This is a genomic window from Jiangella alba (assembly GCF_900106035.1).
Lineage (GTDB): Bacteria > Actinomycetota > Actinomycetes > Jiangellales > Jiangellaceae > Jiangella > Jiangella alba.
In genome coordinates, this window is the sequence record NZ_FNUC01000004.1 from 3,594,071 (window position 1) to 3,610,887 (window position 16,817).

Consider the following 16,817-nt stretch of genomic DNA (forward strand, 5'->3'; position numbering starts at 1 on the left):
CGACGGCGTGCGCCGGCCGTCCGGCGGCGTCTGCCGGTCGGTCAGCGGCGTCCGCCGGTCTACTGGAGGTGACCGGCGGGCGTCCGCCGCGGCTGCCGCTGTTCGGTTCGCTGGCGCTGGTGTGCGCGCTGGAGACGCTGTTCGCGGCGGCCGTGCCGGCGTTGCTGCTCACCCGGCTGGCCGGCGCGCAGTACCTGGTGGGCGTCGTGATCGGGGCGGCGCTGGGGCTCGGCCTGCTGGCCACACCGGCGGCGACCGCGCGGCTGGGGCGCGGCGCCGGGCGCGCGGTGGTGGCCTGGTGCGCGGCCGGCCTGCTGGTGTCCGGCGCGCTGTCGCTGACCCCGGCCGGGCTGCCGGTGGCCGCCGTCGTCGGGACCGCGCTGGTCTTCGGGGTGGCCCGGGCCGTCACGATGCTCGCGCTGCTCACCGAGGTGGGCCGGCTCGGCCCGGCATCGCCCGGCCAGGGCCTCAACAGCGCCGCACAACGGCTGGGCTCCGGCCTGGGCGGGCTGGCGGCCGGCTGGGTCGTGGCCGGTGAGCGGTACGCGGAGGGCGCGGCGCTGCTCGCGACCGGCGCGGCCGTGGTCGCGCTGCTCAGCCGGTGGAGTACCTCCGGCCCGGCCGTGGCGCCGGGCCCGGCCCGGCCGTTGCGGCGGCGCTTCGCCGAGACCGGCGCCCTGCTGCGCCGCGACCGCGCGGTGCAGGCGGCCAGCCTGGTCAACCTGCTGGTGTGGCTGTGCGTGATCGTCGGCAACTCGCTGGTGCCGGTCGCGCTGCTGGACCGCGGCTGGTCGGCCGCGTCGACCGGCGCCGGGATCGTCGTGCTGGTGCTGCTGCGCGACCTGACGTCCGCGGCGGCCGGAGCGACCTGCTGGCCGCTGGTGCGCAGGCTGCCGGTCGCCGCCGTCGTCGCCGGGGCGACGGCGCTGCAGCTGGCCGCCGTGGTGGTGCTGCTGGCCGGCGGATTCGGCATCGCCGCGCTGGCCGCCGCGTCGGTGCTGTCGGGCGCCGCGGTCGCCGTCGGCATCGCGTGCGCGAACGTCGTCGCGACCACCGCGTCCTGGGCGGCGCCGGAGCGGATCCCGGTGCGGCTGGCCGCGAGCCAGTACCTCACCGGCCTGCCGATCACGGCCGCGTCGATCCTGCTGGTGGTGGCGCTGGACGACCTCGGCGCGACGACGGCGCTGGTTCTGACGGCGGCGGCGACGGCGCTCGCGGGCGCGGCGGCGGCAGGGCGGCTGGTGGCCGGAGTCCGCTAGCCGCCGCCCGGCGGGTGGGCGGCCACCGCGAGCCACAGCTGCATCCGTCCCGCGGTGGCGGACAGGTCGAGGCCGGTGAGCCGCTCGATCTGTGCCACCCGGTACTTCACCGTGTTGCGGTGCACGACCAGCGTCTCGGCGGCGCGGGCGATGGAGAAGTCCTCGTCGATCAGCACCCGTACGGTCCCCATGAGGTTGGCCGGGGTGCGCTGGTCGGCCTCGATCAGCGGCCGCAGGCACTCCCGCGCCAGCTCCGCCATCGCCGGCTGCTCCTGCGCCATGAGCAGGCCGGACAGGCTCAGGGCGTGGCGCGGGTTGACCCCGGGGCCGCGGCTGAGGCCCTCGCGGGCCTCGAGGTAGCTGGTGCGCAGCCCGTCGGCGCCGGGCAGCATGGTGCCGGCGCCGACGTGCGGTGTGCCGCCCAGGGCGACGAGGTGGGCGTGCAGCATGCGGGCGTACTCGTCCGGGTCGCCGCTCTCCGGCACGATCAGGCACAGCGCGCCGTCGACGTGGGCGGACAGGCCGATGTTCTCGGCGCGGTCGATGGGCAGCGGGAGCACCTGGCGCGACAGGTCCCGCCGCGGGTCGGCGAACCGGCCCAGCACGACGGCGTGCGGCTCGGCGGCGACGACGCCGTGCCGAGCCAGCCGCCGCTCCGCCTCCGGCTGCGACAGCGCCCGCCGGACGATGTCCTCGATGACCTGGCCGGCCAGCTCGCGCCGGCCGCTCAGCTCGGCCGCGTGCCGGGCCAGCTCCAGGCCAATCAGCCCGACGGCGAAGTGCAGCATGTCGGCGGAGTCCGGCGGCTCGGGCGTGATCAGGTAGCCGGCCGGCACGCCGCCGGCCGCGATGGGCGTCCGGGTCTCGCCGCCGCGCGGCCGGGCACCCAGGTGGTGCGCGTCGTACGGGGTCGCGACGGCGTGCGCGGGCGGGTACTGCGCGATGATCCCGCCCTGCGGATCGACGACGCGGACGTGCTGGCCGAGGCTGCGCGACAGCGCGGCGACGGTCGCCTGGACGCTGCCGGTCGACAGCACGGTCTCCAGAAGGACGGTCTGCGCCTGCGCCTGCCGGCTGGCAGTCAGGCAGTCGGCGCGGTGGATCACCTGGTCGGCGACGTACCGGCTGATGGCCGCGAACGGCGTGCCGGCGGCGACGGCGAGCACGGCCAGGCCGGCGTCGGCGGCGGCCGACACGACCGGGGGAGGCACGGCGCGCAGCGGGCCGTCCAGCCCGAAGCCGACGCACGAGGCGCCGGCGCTCCCGACGCGGTGCACGAAGGCGACGTGGTCGGCGACGGTGCGCAGCCGGCGGCCGCGGGTCAGCACCAGCGAGCCCCGCACCACGTGCGGCGTGGGGTCGGCCTGCTCGGTCTCGGTCACCCAGGTGACCCTCGCGTCGGCGTCGTCCGGGCCCAGCAGCCGCAGGCCGAGCCCGGCGGCGGCGAGGTCGGACGCGGTACAGGTGCGGGTGTGCGGCGCCGGTGCGTGCGGCCGCGTCAGCGGGAGGGCGGAGATGGTCACGTCACTCCCGGCAGCTCGGAGCGGCCCGGCCCGGCGACCGCCGCGGCTCGGTACTCTCGGGCGTCGCGACGCCGGCGCCGGGCTGGATGCGGGTCACCGTCATGATGGCTGCCTCCTTGGGCCGATTGACATCGACCGACCTGATGGCACGGAGTATTGACGTCTTGACGCTAGGATGCAAGGGATGTTTGCTGAATTTATCGAAGTGACACGTGATCATGCGTGGCGTGCCGAGGGGTGATTCCGCTCTGATGGACGAGAAGGACCACGAGATCTTCCAGTGCCTGCGCGACGACGGGCGCAGCCCGGCCGCGCGCATCGGCGAGGAGGTCGGGCTCTCGGCGGACGCCGTCCGTGCCCGCATCGCGAAGCTGACCGACGACGGCGTGCTGCGCATCATCGGCGTCGTCGACCCCAGCAGCCTGGGGTACTTCTGCCTCGGCACGCTCGGCCTGGACTACCGCGGCGACGTCGGCGAACTGGTCGAGACGCTGCGGTCGCTGAGCTTCGTCACGTTCGTCGCCCTCACGCTCGGCGAGCACAACGTCATCTGCGAGATCGCCGCCACCGACGACGCCGAGCTGCTGGAGCACGCGACCTCGGTCGTCGGCCGGATTCCCGGTGTGCGCGGGCTGGAGATGTGGCGGCTGGTCGACGTCCTCAAGTGGGAGGGCGAGGGGCGGCCGGAGTCCACCCAGGCCGGCGCCCGGCGCAGCTACGACGGCCTCGACGGCGACCTGCTGCGGCAGCTGGTGCGCGACCCGCGGATGACGTTCCGCACCCTCGCCGAGCAGATCGGCCAGCCGTACTCGCTGGTGCGCCGGCGCGCTCAGGCGCTGTTCGACGACGGCGCCATCCGCGCGTCCGCGGTGCTGGACCGCAGTTCCGCGCACGCCGGCACCATGGGCATGCTGGGCCTGACGCTGACCGGCCCGCACATCGGCGCGGCGCTGGAGTTCGCCGTCGCGCAGCCGAAGTTCACCATCGCCGTGCGCGCCGTCGGCCGCTTCTCGGCCACCCTCGAAGTTGTCTGCGACACCCCTGCTGAGCTGGTCGCACTCGCCGACCGGGTGAGCGAGCTGCCCGCGGTCAGCGCGGTGTCGACCTACCTCTACGCCCGTAGCCCGGTGCTGCCGATGCCCTGGCTGTTCCGCCGCGCACCCCAGGGCTGATCTTTTTCGGCACTCCGTGCCGAAACCTTGACGCCCCGTCGGGGCTCTGGCAGCATCAGCGGTCATGCGGTCAGACCAGCAGACCTTCAGGCCAGTGCGCGGCGTCCATCGGCGCTATCTGCAAGTGGCGTTCCAGATCCTCCAGGCCATCGGCTCCGGCCAGACGCCGCTCGGCTCGCGGCTGCCCTCCGATCGCGACCTCGCCGAGCTCATGGGCGTCAGCCGGCTGACCGTCAGGGAGGCGGTGCTGGCGCTCGAGGTCGTCGGCATCCTGCAGGTGCGCTCGGGCGACGGCACCTACGTCGCCCACGACGGCACCCGTTCCTCGGCGATGGGCGAGTTGCTCACCGGCGCGTCGTTCCAGGTGCCGACGGCGGAGGTGCTGGAGGCGCGGCTCGCGGTCGAGCCGGTGGCGGTCGCGTTCACGGCGCAGCGGATCACCGACGCCGAGGCGGCCGAGATCGAGGAGCTGATCGACCGCGCCGCCGGCCTGGCCGAGGACGTCGACGGGCTCGGCGACTTCGTCAGCCTCGGCCTGGAGTTCCACGCGCTCCTGCTCCAGCGCTGCCGCAACGCCCACCTCGCGGCGTTCACGACCGCGCTCGTCGACCTCGACGAGCACCCGCTGTGGACGCTGCTCAACGCCCAGGCCGTGCAGTCCGTCGAGGCCCGGCACCAGCAGGTCGACGAGCACCGCGAGATCCTGCGCGCCGTCCGCGAGCACGACGCCGACCGCGCGGCGGCGCTGATCACCACCCACCTGGAGCACCTGCGCGACCAGGTGTACCGGCTCAGCTCCACGTTCGCGCCGCAGTCCCAGCCCAGCCAGTAGAAGAGAGGCAGACGCGATGACCCAGCAAGCCACGCCCGACCGGACGCTTCCGTTGCCGGGCGACACCCTGGTCGGCCTCTACCGCACGATGGCCCTGATCAGAGCGTTCGAGGAGCGCGTGCACGAGCTGTTCACCGAGGGCGAGCTGCCCGGCTTCCTGCACCTGTGCTCCGGCCAGGAGGCGGTCGCCGCCGGGGTGATCGCGCACCTCGAGCGCGCGGACATGATCACCTCGACGCACCGCAACCACGGCCACGCGCTGGCCAAGGGCGTCGACCCGACGGCCATGATGATCGAGCTGTACGGCCGCGCCGGCGGCTCGAACTCCGGCAAGGGCGGCTCGATGCACCTCGCCGACCCCGCCGTCGGTCACCTCGCCAGCGGCGGCATCGTCGGGGCCAGCGCGCCGCTCGCGCTCGGCCCGGCGCAGGCGGCCAAGCTGGCCGGCACCGGAGCGGTGGCGGTCGCGTTCTTCGGCGACGGCGGAGCGCAGCAGGGCACCGTGCTGGAGGCGATGAACCTCGCCGCCGTGTGGCGGCTGCCGGTCGTCTTCGTCTGCGAGAACAACCTGTTCGGCCAGGCGACCACCGTCGACTACGCCTCCGCGGCCGCGCCGTACGCGCGGGCCGAGGGGTTCGGCCTGCCGGCCGAGCGGGTCGACGGGCAGGACGTGGTGGCGGTGCACCAGGCGGCCGGCCGCGCCGTCGAGCGGGCCCGCGCCGGCGACGGCCCGTCCTACCTGGAGTGCCTGACCTACAGCTACCACGGCGCGTGGGAGGGCGAGCCGAAGCGGTCCTACCGCCGGCCCGAGGTGGAGTCCGACTTCCGCCGCCGTGACCCGCTCCGGCTGCTCGACGACGTGCTCACCGCGGCCCAGCCGGACTGGCTGGACGTCAGGGACCGCGTCGACGACGAGGTCGCCGAGCAGGTCGACGGCGCCGTCGAGGCCGGTCGCGCCGCGCCCTACCCCGACCCGTCGACCGTGGTCACCGGTGTGTACGCCGACCCGAACGTCGTCATCGACCGCGACGGCCTGGCCGTCCGCTGATCGTCAGCAGAGAGGACCGAGGATGAAGACCCTGTCGTTCGCCGACGCGATCAACGAGGCGCTGCGGCTGGAGATGACCCGCGACCCGCGGGTGCTGGTGACCGGCGAGGACGTGTCCGGTGGCGCCACCATCCCTGGGTTCGAGCGGGCCGACGCGTGGGGCGGCGTCTTCGGCGTCACCCGCGGCCTGGTCGCCGAGTTCGGCCGGGACCGCGTCATCGACACGCCGATCTCCGAGTCCGCGTTCATCGGCGCGGCCATCGGCGCCGCTGCCGCGGGCTACCGCACCGTGACCGAGCTGCAGTTCCTCGACTTCATGGGCGTCTGCCTGGACCAGATCATCAACCAGGCGGCGAAGCTGCGCTACGCCCGCGGCGACCGCGCGCCGGGCGTCCCGATCGTCATCCGCGCGATGATCGGCGCCGGGTCGCGGGCCGGCAGCACGCAGTCGCAGAGCCACTACTCGTCGGTCGCGCACTTCCCGGGCCTCAAGGTCGTCGTCCCGGCCACGCCGGCCGACGCCAAGGGCCTGATGATCGCGGCCATCCGCGACGAGGACCCGGTGCTGTTCCTGGAGAACAAGGCGCTCTACGAGACCAGGGGGCCGGTGCCGGAGGGCGACGAGCCGGTGCCGATCGGCCGGGCCCGGGTGGCCCGCGAGGGCGGCGACGTCACGATCGTGACGATCGCCCGCATGCTCTCGGTCGCGGAGAAGGCGGCGAAGGACCTGTCCGAGCGCGGCATCGAGGCCGAGATCATCGACGTGCGCACGGTGGCGCCGCTGGACCTCACCACGATCCTGGAGTCCGTCGAGCGCACCGGCCGGCTGGTCGTCGTCGACGAGGACACCCCGCGCTGCTCGGTCGCCTCCGACATCGTCGCGCTGGTCAGCAGCCGGGCGTTCGACCGGCTCACCGCCGCGCCGCGGATGGTCACCCCGCCGCACACCCCGGTGCCGTTCGCGCCGGTGCTGGAGGACGCCTACATCCCGAGTCCGGAACGCGTGGTCGAGGCGGTGCTGGCGACGGCCGGGCAGGAGGTGGCGGCATGAGCGCCGACCAGGGCTTCGAGACCGGCCGGCACGCCGGCAAGGTGGCGCTGATCAGCGGCGGAGCCCGCGGTCAGGGCCGCGAGATCGCCGTGCGGCTGGCCCGTGAGGGCGCCGACATCGCCATGTTCGACCTGTGCGAGCAGCCGGCGACGTCGCAGTACCCCGGCGCGACCACGGACGACCTCGCCGAGACCGTCGCGCTGGTCGAGGAGACCGGCCAGAAGGTGCTGTCGGCCGTCGTGGACGCCCGCGACCACGCCGCCGTCGACGCGTTCGTCGACGACACCATCGCGTGGGCCGGCAAGATCGACGTCGTCTGCGCCAACGCCGGCCTGGTGACCTGGGTGCCGTTCCTCGACCTCAGCCCGCAGCAGTGGGCCGACGTCATGGACATCAACGTCACCGGCGTGTTCAACACCGTCCAGCCGGTGCTGCGGCACATGGTCGCCCGGCAGCAGGGCAGCGTGGTGCTCACGTCGTCGGTCAACGGCGTCGAGCCCGGCGAGAGCATCGCCCACTACACCGCGTCCAAGCACGCGGTCCTCGGCCTGACGAAGAACCTCGCCCTCGAGTTCGGCCCGGCCAACATCCGGGTGAACGCGGTCATGCCCAGCGCGGTCAACACCGTCATGGGCAACAACAGCACGAACCTCAAGTGGATCTTCGGACGTGACGACGCGACGGAGGACGACTACCTGGCCGCGACGCGGCAGTGGCACGTCCTCCGCAACCGGCCGGCGCTGCACCCGTCCGCGGTGGCCGACGTCGTGTCGTGGCTGTGCGGCCACGACGCCCGCTTCATCACCGGGACGGCGGTCCCCGTCGACGCCGGTCACCTGGTGCTCCCCGGCTTCAACCACAAGCCACTGTTCGACTGACGCGCGCCCGCGTCCGTCGGCCCGACCCGTGAGGAGGTGGTCCCGTGAACGACCACGGGATGATCTCGCGACGCAGTCTGCTCAAAATCGGCGGCGCCGCCGCCGTCACCCTGCCCCTGCTCGGCACGGTGTCCTGCAGCCGCCGGCCGGCGCCGTCCGGAGCACCGTCCTCCGGCGGCGACGGCGCCCAGCTCACCATCGCCGTCAGCGCCCTGATGGCCTCGCTGGACCGTGAGTACGAGATCGGCGCGGCCTCGATGGAGGCGATGAACAACCTCTTCGAGCCGCTGGTGGAGTTCTCCCGCCGGCCGTTCGGCGACAGCGGCTCGCAGGTGCCGGACTTCGACTCCAGCACCTGGGAGCTGCGGCTGCTGGCCGAGGAGCCCGCCGTGTCCGACGACGGGCTCACCTGGACGCTGGTCTTCCGCGACGACGTCACCAGCCACTCCGGCAACCCGCTGACGGCGGAGGACTTCGCGTACGCGATCGAGCGGCACCAGCAGGTCTGGGTGCTCGGCTCGTTCTACAACTTCGTCGCGGGGCTGCTGCCGCGCGAGCGGATCAGCTGGAACGTCGTCGACGCGCAGACCCTCGAGGTCACCACCGAGCAGCCGAGCCCGCTGTTCAAGATCCTGCTGCAGAACAACTTCGCGTTCGGCCTGTTCGACGCCGTCGCCTCCCGGGCGTCGGGCACCGACGCCGACCCGTGGGCCACCGAGTGGATGAAGGCCAACGGCTCAGACGCCGGCCACGGCCCGTACACGATCACCAGCCACCAGCCGGGCCAGCAGACGGTGTTCACCGCCTTCGACGACTACCACGGCGGCGCGCCGGCGGTGAAGACCGTCGTGCACCGCCAGGTCGACTCGTCCAGCACCCGGGTGGCGCTGCTGAAGTCCGGCGAGGTCGACATCGTCCGCGACCTGCTGCCGACGGAGCTGAAGTCGCTGGAGGGCGCCGACGGCGTCGTCGTCGACAACTTCGACGAGTCGCTGTTCCTGCTGCTCTTCATGATGATGAACAACAGCTTCGCGCCGTTCGACGACCCGCTCGTGCGGCAGGCCGTCGCCTACGCGATGCCCTACCAGCAGATCGTCGACGACGTGTACCAGGGCTACGCCTCGCCCTGGAAGGGCGTGATCAGCCGCGACTACCCGTACTTCGACCCGGACGCCTGGATCTACGGCGACGGCGCGAACCCGGACAAGGCACGCGAGCTGCTGGCACAGGCCGGGCACGCGAACGGGTTCAGCTGCGAGCTGCTGTGCAACTCCAGCGAGCCGGTGTCGGAGCAGGTCGCGATCCTGATCCAGTCGGCGCTGAGCGAGATCGGCATCGACTTCCGGCTGAACAAGCTGTCCGCGGCGGCGTTCACCGAGCGGCTCACCGGCCAGCAGTACGAGGGCGCCGCCATCTGGCAGGACCTCGCCCTCACCCCGGACATCGGCTACAACTGCTTCCTCTACTACCGCTCGACGGCGTTCGCCAACGTCGCCGGGTACGCGTCGGACTCCACCGACCAGCTCATCGACGTGCTGCTCACGACGATGGACGGGCCGGAGCGCGAGGCCGTGGCGAAGGAGTTCCAGCGCCAGATCGTGGCGGACTCGCCGGCGGTCTTCCTGGCCCAGCCGCACTACGTCGTGGCCCGCCGCGACCACGTCAAGGGCGTCACGGCCTACCCGTCGCGCACGATCCGCTTCGACGAGATCGAGCTGGCGCGATGAACGCGGCGCCATGAGCAGGCTGATCGGCCGGCGCCTGGCGCTGCTCGTCCCGCAGTTGCTGCTGATCTGCTTCGTCAGTTTCCTGCTGATCCAGCTGACCCCGGGCAGCCAGGCCCGGGCTCGGCTGGGCAGCAGCGCGTCCGACGAGGCGGTGGCGGCGCTGGAGGACGAGCTGGGGCTGAACGACCCGTGGCCGGCGCAGTTCGTCCGCTACCTCGGCGGGCTGCTGCGCGGCGACCTCGGCACGTCGTGGACGACCGGCCAGCCGGTGCTCGACGACATCGCCCGCCGGGCCCCGGCCACGCTGGAGCTGATCACCGTGTCGTTCGCGGTGATCATCGTGCTGGCGCTGCTGCTGGGGCTGGCCGGCGGGTTCGCCCGGAACCTGCTGGGCCGCATCGGCGACAAGATCAGCTACGTGTACTCGCTGATGGCGGGCGCGGTGCCGGACTTCTGGTTCGCCATGATCATGGTGTTCGTCTTCTACTACACGTTCCCGATCGCGGTCGCGCCGGTCGGCCAGTACGACGAGGCGTTCGGCACACCTGACGTCATCACCGGCTCGGTGCTGGTCGACACCGTCGTCACCGGCGACGTCGACGTGCTGGTGAGCCATCTCGACCACCTGATCCTGCCGGTGCTCGCGCTGGTCTTCATCAACACCGCGCCGATCCTGCGGATGGTGCGCAGCAGCGTCGGCGAGGCGCTGACGTCGGGCTACATCACCCTCGCCCGCGCGAACGGGCTGCCGCAGCGGCGCATCGTGGGGTACGCGCTGCGCAGCGCGCTGCCGCCGATCGTCACGCTGGCGGGCGTCTGGTACACGATGCTGATCGCCGGCGCGGTGCTCACCGAGACCATCTTCAGCTGGGGTGGAGTCGGCCAGTACGCCGTCCAGGCGGTGCAGAGCGCCGACTGGGCCGCGCTGCAGGGCGTCGTCCTGCTGGCCGCCCTGCTCTCGCTGCTCGTCTATCTGGCGATCGACCTCGTGCACGCCTGGATCGACCCGCGGGTCCGTGCCACCGGAGGGACCCGATGAGCACCGTCGCGCCCACACCCGCCCCGACCCGGCGGCGCAACCCGCAGCTGCTGATCGGGCTGACAGCCGTCGCGGTGATCCTGCTGGTGGCACTGCTCGCGCCGCTGCTGGCCACCCACGACCCGCTGCGGGTGTCGGGGCCGGTGCTGCAGCCGCCGTCGGGCGAGCACTGGCTCGGCACCGACCGGTCCGGCCTGGACATCTTCTCCCGGGTCGTCTACGCGCCCCGCGTCGACCTGCTGCTGGCCGGCGTCGGCACGCTGCTGGCGGCGCTGCTCGGCGTGCCACTGGGCGCGCTGGCCGGGTACGCGCCGGGCGTCGTCGGTGAGGCGATCAGCCGGACGCTCGACGTCGTGCAGGCGTTCCCGTTCTTCATCCTGGCGATGTGCCTGCTCGGGATCGTGGGCGGCTCGCTGCCGAACATCATCGCGGTGCTGGCCATCGTCAACGCGCCGATCTACGCCCGGCTCATGCACAGCCAGACCCGCACCCTGCGCGGCCGGATGTTCATCGACGCCGCCCGCGTCTCCGGCTGCCTGCCGCGCCAGGTGATCCTCGGCCACATCGTGCCGAACTCGCTGAGCCCGATCCTCGCGCAGATGTCGGTGACGCTCGGCATGTCGATCATCCTGGTCGCCGGCGTGAGCTTCGTCGGCGCCGGGGTCGAGCCGCCGACGGCGGAGTGGGGCGTGATGATCGGCGACGGCTCCGGCGGCATGTTCACCGGGCAGTGGTGGCCGGTGGTCTTCCCCGGCATCGCGCTGGCGCTGACGGTCGTCGCGTTCGCGCTCGTCTCCAACGGCATCACCGTCGCCAACCAGCAGAGGAGCCGTCGTGCCTGACACCCTTGTGCTCGACGTCGCCGGCCTGGAGGTCGGCAACGACGCGGACCGGCCGTTCACCCTCGGGCCGCTGGACCTCGCCCTGGCGGCGCGCGAGATCGTCGGCGTCGTCGGCGACTCCGGCGCCGGCAAGTCGCTGTTCGTCTCGACGCTCACCCAGACGCTGCGCCCGTCGGCCACCGTCGTGAGCGGGGAGGTGCGGTTCGAGGACGCCGACCTGCTGACGCTGGACCACCGGCGCCAGCAGCGCATCCGCGGCGCCCGGATCGGGTTCATCGGGTCGAACCCGCACGGGCTGCTGCACCCGATGCTGCCGGTGGGCCGGCAGGTGGCGAACGTGCTGCGGGCGCACGAGGCGGTCTCCAAGACCGAGGCCCGGGCCCGAGTGCTGGACATGTTCAGCGCGGTCGGCATCCCCGACCCGGCCCGCCGGCTCGACGCGTACCCGCACGAGCTCAGCGGCGGGATGGCGCAGCGCGTCGTCATCGCCGTCGGGCTGATCTGCGACCCGGACCTCATCGTCGCCGACGAGCCGACCGCCGGCCTGGACGTCACCATCCAGGCGCAGGTGCTTGAGCTGATCGAGGCGCTGGTGCGGTCGCGGGAGAACCGGGCGCTGCTGCTGGCCACCCGCGACCTCGGCATCGTCGCGCGGTTCTGCGACCGCGTGGTCGTCCTGGACGACGGCCAGGTGGCCGAGCAGGGCCCGGTGCGCGACCTGTTCCGCACGCCGGAGGCCGCGATCAGCCGCGAGCTGCTCACCGCGGCGCGGGGATTCTAGGAGGCGGCGATGACCAACGACGAGACGGTGCTGGAGTGCGCCGAGCTGGTCCGGCACTTCCCGGTCAAGGGCAGCGACAAGGTCGTGCAGGCCGTCAACGACGTGTCGCTGACGTTCGGCGCGGGCGAGACGGTCGCGCTGGTCGGCGAGAGCGGCTCGGGCAAGACGACGGTCGGCCGGATGATCCTCGGCCTGCTGGCGCCGACGTCCGGGCGGATCGTCTACCAGGGCACGGCGCTGGACGAGATGGACCGGCGGCAGCGGCGCGACTACCGGGCCGGCGTCCAGGCGGTGTTCCAGGACCCCTACGACTCGCTCGACCCGCGCCGCCCGGTGCTGGCCAGCGTCCGCGAGCCGCTGCGGCGGCTGGAACTGGAGGAGTCGTCGCGCGACGGCACGCAGCGCGCGATGGCGGCGCTCGAGGCGGTGGGGCTGGCCGGCATCACGGCGAAGACCCGGCCGCACGACCTCAGCGGCAGCGCCTGCCAGCGGGTCGGCATCGCCCGAGCGCTGGTGACGCGGCCGCGGTTCATCGTGCTGGACGAGCCGACGTCGGCGCTCAGCCCGATCGCCCGGGCCGAGGTGATGCGGTCGCTGCACGACGTGCAGCAGTCCACCGGCGTGTCCTACCTGTTCATCACGCACGACCTCGCCGTCGTCGAGTCGCTGGCGCACCGGGTCGCGGTGATGTACCTCGGCCGCGTCGTGGAGGCGGCCGCCTCCGGCGACGTGTTCGGCCGCCGGCTGCACCCCTACACCGAGGCGCTGCTCGGCTCGGTGCTCTTCCCCGACCCGGACCGGCTGGACGGGTTCGGGGTGCTGCGGGGCGAGATCCCCAGCCCGATCGACCTGCCGCCTGGCTGCGCGTTCGCCTCGCGGTGTGCCATCGCCGGCGACGACTGCCGCACGGCGGTCCCGCCGCTCATCGACGACGCCGTCGCCGGGCACCACGTGGCCTGCATCCGTCAGCGGACCCGCAGCCGCGACCGGCAACTGACGTCCACTCTCAGGAAGGAGACCCCCTGATGACCGATCTCTCCGGCAAGGTCGCCCTGATCAGCGGCGCGGCCCGGGGCCAGGGGCGCTCGCACGCGCTGGCGCTCAGCCGCGCCGGCGCCAGGATCGTCGGCTTCGACCTCTGCGAGCAGATCCCCGCGACGAAGATCCCGATGTCGTCGCCGGCGGATCTGGAGGAGACACGGAAGCTGGTCGAGGCCGCCGGCGGCGAGATGCTGGCGGTCCGGGCCGACGTCCGCGACTCCGCGCAGACCAGCGCCGTCGTCGACCAGGCGATGGACCGGTTCGGCCGCATCGACATCGTCGTCGCCAACGCCGGCATCGACTCCATCGACGCCACCATCGACATGTCGGACGAGGCCTGGGACGCCGTCATCGACGTCAACCTCACCGGCGTGTTCCGTACCATCCGCCCGGCGCTGCGGCCGATGATCGAGGCGGGCCGCGGCGGCTCGATCATCGTCACGTCGTCCTGTGCGGGCCTCACGCCGTACCCCAACCACGTGCACTACGGCGCCGCGAAGTACGGCGTCATCGGCGTCACGCAGTGCCTGGCGCTGGAGCTGGCCGCGCACCGCATCCGCGTCAACGCCCTGGCGCCGTCGGCCGTCGGGACCGACCTCGCGCTCAACCCGGTGCTGTTCAAGCTGTTCACCGGGAAGGCGGACGCCACCGCCGAGGACGCCGCGCCGATCTTCCAGAGCCTCAACCTGATCGAGCGGCCGTGGCTGGAGCCGGAGGAGGTCAGCAACGCCGTGGTGTGGCTGTCCGGCGACGAGACCCGCGCGATCACCGGCATCGTGCTGCCGCTGGACCTCGGCTTCATGATCAAGGGTCCGTTCAACGCCCGCGACGCGGCCATGCGCCTGGACGGCAGCAGCTCCGAGGGACTGGTCTCGTGACCGACGCGGCGGGGTGGCGCGAGCGCTTCCTCACCGTCTACGAGGCGGCCCGCAGCACCGGCGACGTCGATGCCCTCGCGGAGTTGCTCGCGCCCGGCCTGCGGCTGGAGGACCCGCAGCTGCCCGGCGGCGCCGGAACCCGCGCGGACCTGCTGCGGCTCACCGCCGACCTGGCGTCGCGGTGCACCCGGCTGGCCGTCCGGCGGCACGGCCCGGTGTGCGTCAGCGCCGACGGCGGCGTGTTCACCCAGCGGTGGTTCGTCGAGGCCGAGCCGGCCGAGGGCGCGGGGGCCGTGCACGTCGAGACGTTCGAGTCGTTCACGGTGACCGGCGGGCTGGTCGGCGCCGTGGCGATCTGTGTCCGGGACCTGAGGAGCAGCGATGTCCGTGCCACAGTTTGACCTCGTCCTCACCGGCGGGACCGTGGCCAACGCGGACGGCGACTTCCGCGCCGACGTCGCCGTGGCCGGCGGGCGGATCGCCGCCGTCTGGCCGGCCGGCGCCGCGCCCGCGTACACGGCCGGCGAGGTGCGCGACTGCACCGGCCAGTGGATCCTGCCCGGCGGCGTCGACCCGCACGTACACGTCGGCATCACCTTCGGCGACGTCGTCACCTCCGAGGGGCACGAGGCCTGCACCCGTGCGGCGCTGGCCGGCGGCACCACGACGATCGTCGACTTCGCCATCCCGCGGCCGGGCCAGGACCCGCTCGCGGCGGTGCTGGAGCGGCAGGAGGGCGCCCGCCGCGGCGCCGTCACCGACTACGCGCTGCACGGCTGCTTCACCGACGAGCACGTCGGGAACCTGGACCAGATCGACGAGCTGGTGCGCCTCGGCGTCCGGACCATCAAGGTCTACACGACCTACCGCGACGAGCTGATGGCCGGCGACAAGCTCATCGCCGCGGTGATGAGCGCGCTGCGTCCGCACCAGGGCCTCACCTACGTGCACGCCGAGGACAACACGACCATCGAGCGGCTGCTGGCCGAGCTCGCCGGCGCCGGGCCCATCCCGTACGAGAAGATCGTCGAGGCGCGGCCGGAATCGGCCGAGGAGAAGGCCGTCGCGCACGTGCTCGCGCTGGCGCAGGAGCAGGGTGCGCCGGTCTACTTCGTGCACCAGTCCACGCCCGCCGCCACCGAGCTGACCCGCGCCGCGCGGGCCGCCGGCGTCCCGGCGTTCTCCGAGGTCTGCCCGCACTACCTGCTGCTGGACGAGTCCGCCTACGCCGGCCGGTCGGGGGAGTGCTTCACCTGCTGTCCGCCGCTGCGGGCCCGTCCGACGGTCGACGCGCTGCTGGCGCGGACGCTCGCGGGGCAGGTGGACACCATCGCCAGCGACCACTGCGCGTTCCGGCGCGAGCACAAGTCGGCCAACGCGCACGAGCTGCGGCAGATGCCGTTCGGGATGCCGGGCGTGCAGACCCGGCTGCCGGTCGTGCTGTCCGAGCTGGTCGTGCACCGCGGGCTGCCGGTGTCGGCCGCCGTCGAGCTGCTGTCCGCCGGGCCGGCCCGGCTCAGCGGCCTGTACCCGCGCAAGGGCGTCGTGCGGGCCGGGTCCGACGCCGACCTCGTGCTGTGGTCCCGCGACGGCGAGACCGAGATCTCCGCCGCCGGACTGGAGCAGGCCAGCGACTACACGCCGTTCGAGGGCCTGCGGGTGCACGGCCGCATCACCACGGTCGTGCGGGCCGGTGTCGTCGTCATCGGCGACGGCGCCGTCGCCGACCCGCCGGCCGGGCAACTGCTGCCGTCCGGCCCGATCATCGTCGACTGAGAGAGGAGCGCCGTCCATGACGCGCGTCGTCGTCCTGGGTGACTCTGCCGCGACCCGCTACTTCCTGCGGCAGGGGCTGAGCATCCAGCAGCTGGAGTTCGTCGGGCTGGCCACCGGGCCGGACCGGGAGCGGCTGGCCTACGGTTTCGAGTACGGCTCGGCCGCGAGCCGGTTCAAGGGCACCGTCGAGGTCGGCGCCGACGCCGTCGTGCTGGCCGGACGGTACGGCCGCGGCGGGCTGCGGCACGACACCATCCCGTTCCTCGACGTCGCCGCACCGGCCGGTGAACCGGTCGAGCCGGACGTCGTGGTGCTCGCGGCGGACTGGGACCGGCCGCTGCCCGGCTGGCTCACCGAGTCCGCGCCCCGGGTGGTCCGGTTCGGCCGGCCCGCGTCCGTCGCGCCGGAGGCGGTGGTCGTGCCGCCGGCGGTGGGATGGGCGGCGGAGGAGATCGCCGCGGCGGTCCGGCCGCTCTCGGCCGTCGCCGCGGCGGCCGTCGTCGCCGTCGGCGGTGGCTCCGGCGCCGACCCGGACCGTGCGTCGGCGCTGGCCGCTCGCGGCGGCGCCGCCGGCGCGGTCGTCTCCCCCTGGCCCGCCGCAGACGGGGTGGCCGGCGTGACGGTGGTCGACGGCGCGGAGCGCGCGGTCGCGACCGCCGTGCTCCACCTCGCCGTCGAGGAGCCGGTCGAGGCGGCCGCGGTGGTCCGCCGCATCACGTCCGCGGCCCGCCGCACCCGCCTCGACGTCCGTCCCGGCCCGGCCGGCGGAGCCGACGCACTCGGCTCCGCGGACGCGCTGGTCGACGCCTCCGCGGTGACGGCGGCCGGCCGGTCGGTGGTGGTCCCCTTCCACTGCGACGTGCGCACCCTGGAAGCGGCCCTCGCCTGCGACCTCGCCACCGGGCTCGCCACCTGGGCCTGACGCCCACTCAACCAGAGCCGGAGCTACAGTAACGCTTCAATAAAAGTG

The 16,817-nt window shown here is 73.4% G+C and carries 16 protein-coding genes; 15 read left to right on the plus strand and 1 reads right to left on the minus strand.

Annotated elements, in window-relative coordinates; translation table 11 throughout:
- Positions 1–68: 68 nt before the first annotated feature.
- Entirely contained in the window at positions 69–1,259 is a 1,191-nt protein-coding gene (locus tag BLV02_RS34245) for a hypothetical protein (protein WP_069111383.1), read from the plus strand.
- On the opposite strand, the gene BLV02_RS34250 is transcribed toward BLV02_RS34245, so the two are convergent.
- Positions 1,256–2,782, minus strand: coding sequence for a helix-turn-helix domain-containing protein (locus BLV02_RS34250; RefSeq protein WP_069111382.1), 1,527 nt, complete (start codon positions 2,780–2,782; stop codon positions 1,256–1,258). The two genes, BLV02_RS34245 and BLV02_RS34250, sit on opposite strands and share 4 nt — an antisense overlap.
- A gap of 251 nt (positions 2,783–3,033) precedes the next feature.
- Here BLV02_RS34250 and BLV02_RS34255 point away from each other — a divergent pair, with 251 nt between their 5' ends.
- The 14 genes from BLV02_RS34255 (at position 3,034) to BLV02_RS34320 (ending at position 16,769) form a co-directional block, all read left to right on the plus strand.
- On the plus strand, positions 3,034–3,954 hold the full coding sequence (locus BLV02_RS34255; protein ID WP_069111381.1) for an Lrp/AsnC family transcriptional regulator: 921 nt from the start codon (positions 3,034–3,036) through the stop codon (positions 3,952–3,954).
- A gap of 124 nt (positions 3,955–4,078) precedes the next feature.
- Positions 4,079–4,786: a FadR/GntR family transcriptional regulator gene (locus BLV02_RS34260; protein WP_069111380.1), complete on the plus strand. Its 708-nt coding sequence runs from the start codon at positions 4,079–4,081 to the stop codon at positions 4,784–4,786.
- A 16-nt stretch (positions 4,787–4,802) separates the two neighbouring features.
- Positions 4,803–5,834: a thiamine pyrophosphate-dependent dehydrogenase E1 component subunit alpha gene (locus tag BLV02_RS34265; protein ID WP_069111379.1), complete on the plus strand. Its 1,032-nt coding sequence runs from the start codon at positions 4,803–4,805 to the stop codon at positions 5,832–5,834.
- A 22-nt stretch (positions 5,835–5,856) separates the two neighbouring features.
- Positions 5,857–6,885, plus strand: a complete 1,029-nt coding sequence (locus BLV02_RS34270; RefSeq protein WP_069111378.1) for an alpha-ketoacid dehydrogenase subunit beta — start codon at positions 5,857–5,859, stop codon at positions 6,883–6,885.
- Positions 6,882–7,763, plus strand: a complete 882-nt coding sequence (locus BLV02_RS34275; RefSeq protein WP_069111377.1) for a mycofactocin-coupled SDR family oxidoreductase — start codon at positions 6,882–6,884, stop codon at positions 7,761–7,763. Before BLV02_RS34270 ends, BLV02_RS34275 begins: the two co-directional genes overlap by 4 nt.
- A gap of 44 nt (positions 7,764–7,807) precedes the next feature.
- Positions 7,808–9,490, plus strand: a complete 1,683-nt coding sequence (locus tag BLV02_RS34280) for an ABC transporter substrate-binding protein (RefSeq protein ID WP_141711565.1) — start codon at positions 7,808–7,810, stop codon at positions 9,488–9,490.
- Between the two features lie 10 nt (positions 9,491–9,500).
- Positions 9,501–10,529: an ABC transporter permease gene (locus BLV02_RS34285; protein ID WP_069111375.1), complete on the plus strand. Its 1,029-nt coding sequence runs from the start codon at positions 9,501–9,503 to the stop codon at positions 10,527–10,529.
- Positions 10,526–11,371: an ABC transporter permease gene (locus tag BLV02_RS34290; RefSeq protein WP_069111374.1), complete on the plus strand. Its 846-nt coding sequence runs from the start codon at positions 10,526–10,528 to the stop codon at positions 11,369–11,371. Before BLV02_RS34285 ends, BLV02_RS34290 begins: the two co-directional genes overlap by 4 nt.
- Complete coding sequence (locus BLV02_RS34295) at positions 11,364–12,152, plus strand: ATP-binding cassette domain-containing protein (protein WP_083288616.1); 789 nt, start codon at positions 11,364–11,366, stop codon at positions 12,150–12,152. Before BLV02_RS34290 ends, BLV02_RS34295 begins: the two co-directional genes overlap by 8 nt.
- A 9-nt stretch (positions 12,153–12,161) precedes the next feature.
- Complete coding sequence (locus BLV02_RS34300; RefSeq protein WP_069111372.1) at positions 12,162–13,178, plus strand: oligopeptide/dipeptide ABC transporter ATP-binding protein; 1,017 nt, start codon at positions 12,162–12,164, stop codon at positions 13,176–13,178.
- A complete protein-coding gene (locus tag BLV02_RS34305; protein WP_069111371.1) occupies positions 13,178–14,071 on the plus strand; it encodes a mycofactocin-coupled SDR family oxidoreductase in 894 nt (297 codons plus the stop codon). The genes BLV02_RS34300 and BLV02_RS34305 overlap by 1 nt, the downstream gene beginning before the upstream one ends.
- Complete coding sequence (locus BLV02_RS34310; RefSeq protein ID WP_069111370.1) at positions 14,068–14,472, plus strand: nuclear transport factor 2 family protein; 405 nt, start codon at positions 14,068–14,070, stop codon at positions 14,470–14,472. The genes BLV02_RS34305 and BLV02_RS34310 overlap by 4 nt, the downstream gene beginning before the upstream one ends.
- Complete coding sequence (locus tag BLV02_RS34315) at positions 14,453–15,847, plus strand: dihydroorotase (protein WP_069111369.1); 1,395 nt, start codon at positions 14,453–14,455, stop codon at positions 15,845–15,847. Before BLV02_RS34310 ends, BLV02_RS34315 begins: the two co-directional genes overlap by 20 nt.
- A gap of 16 nt (positions 15,848–15,863) precedes the next feature.
- Positions 15,864–16,769 carry a hypothetical protein gene (locus BLV02_RS34320; RefSeq protein ID WP_074946910.1) on the plus strand — a complete coding sequence of 302 codons (906 nt, stop codon included), beginning with the start codon at positions 15,864–15,866 and terminating at the stop codon, positions 16,767–16,769.
- Positions 16,770–16,817 lie beyond the last annotated feature (48 nt).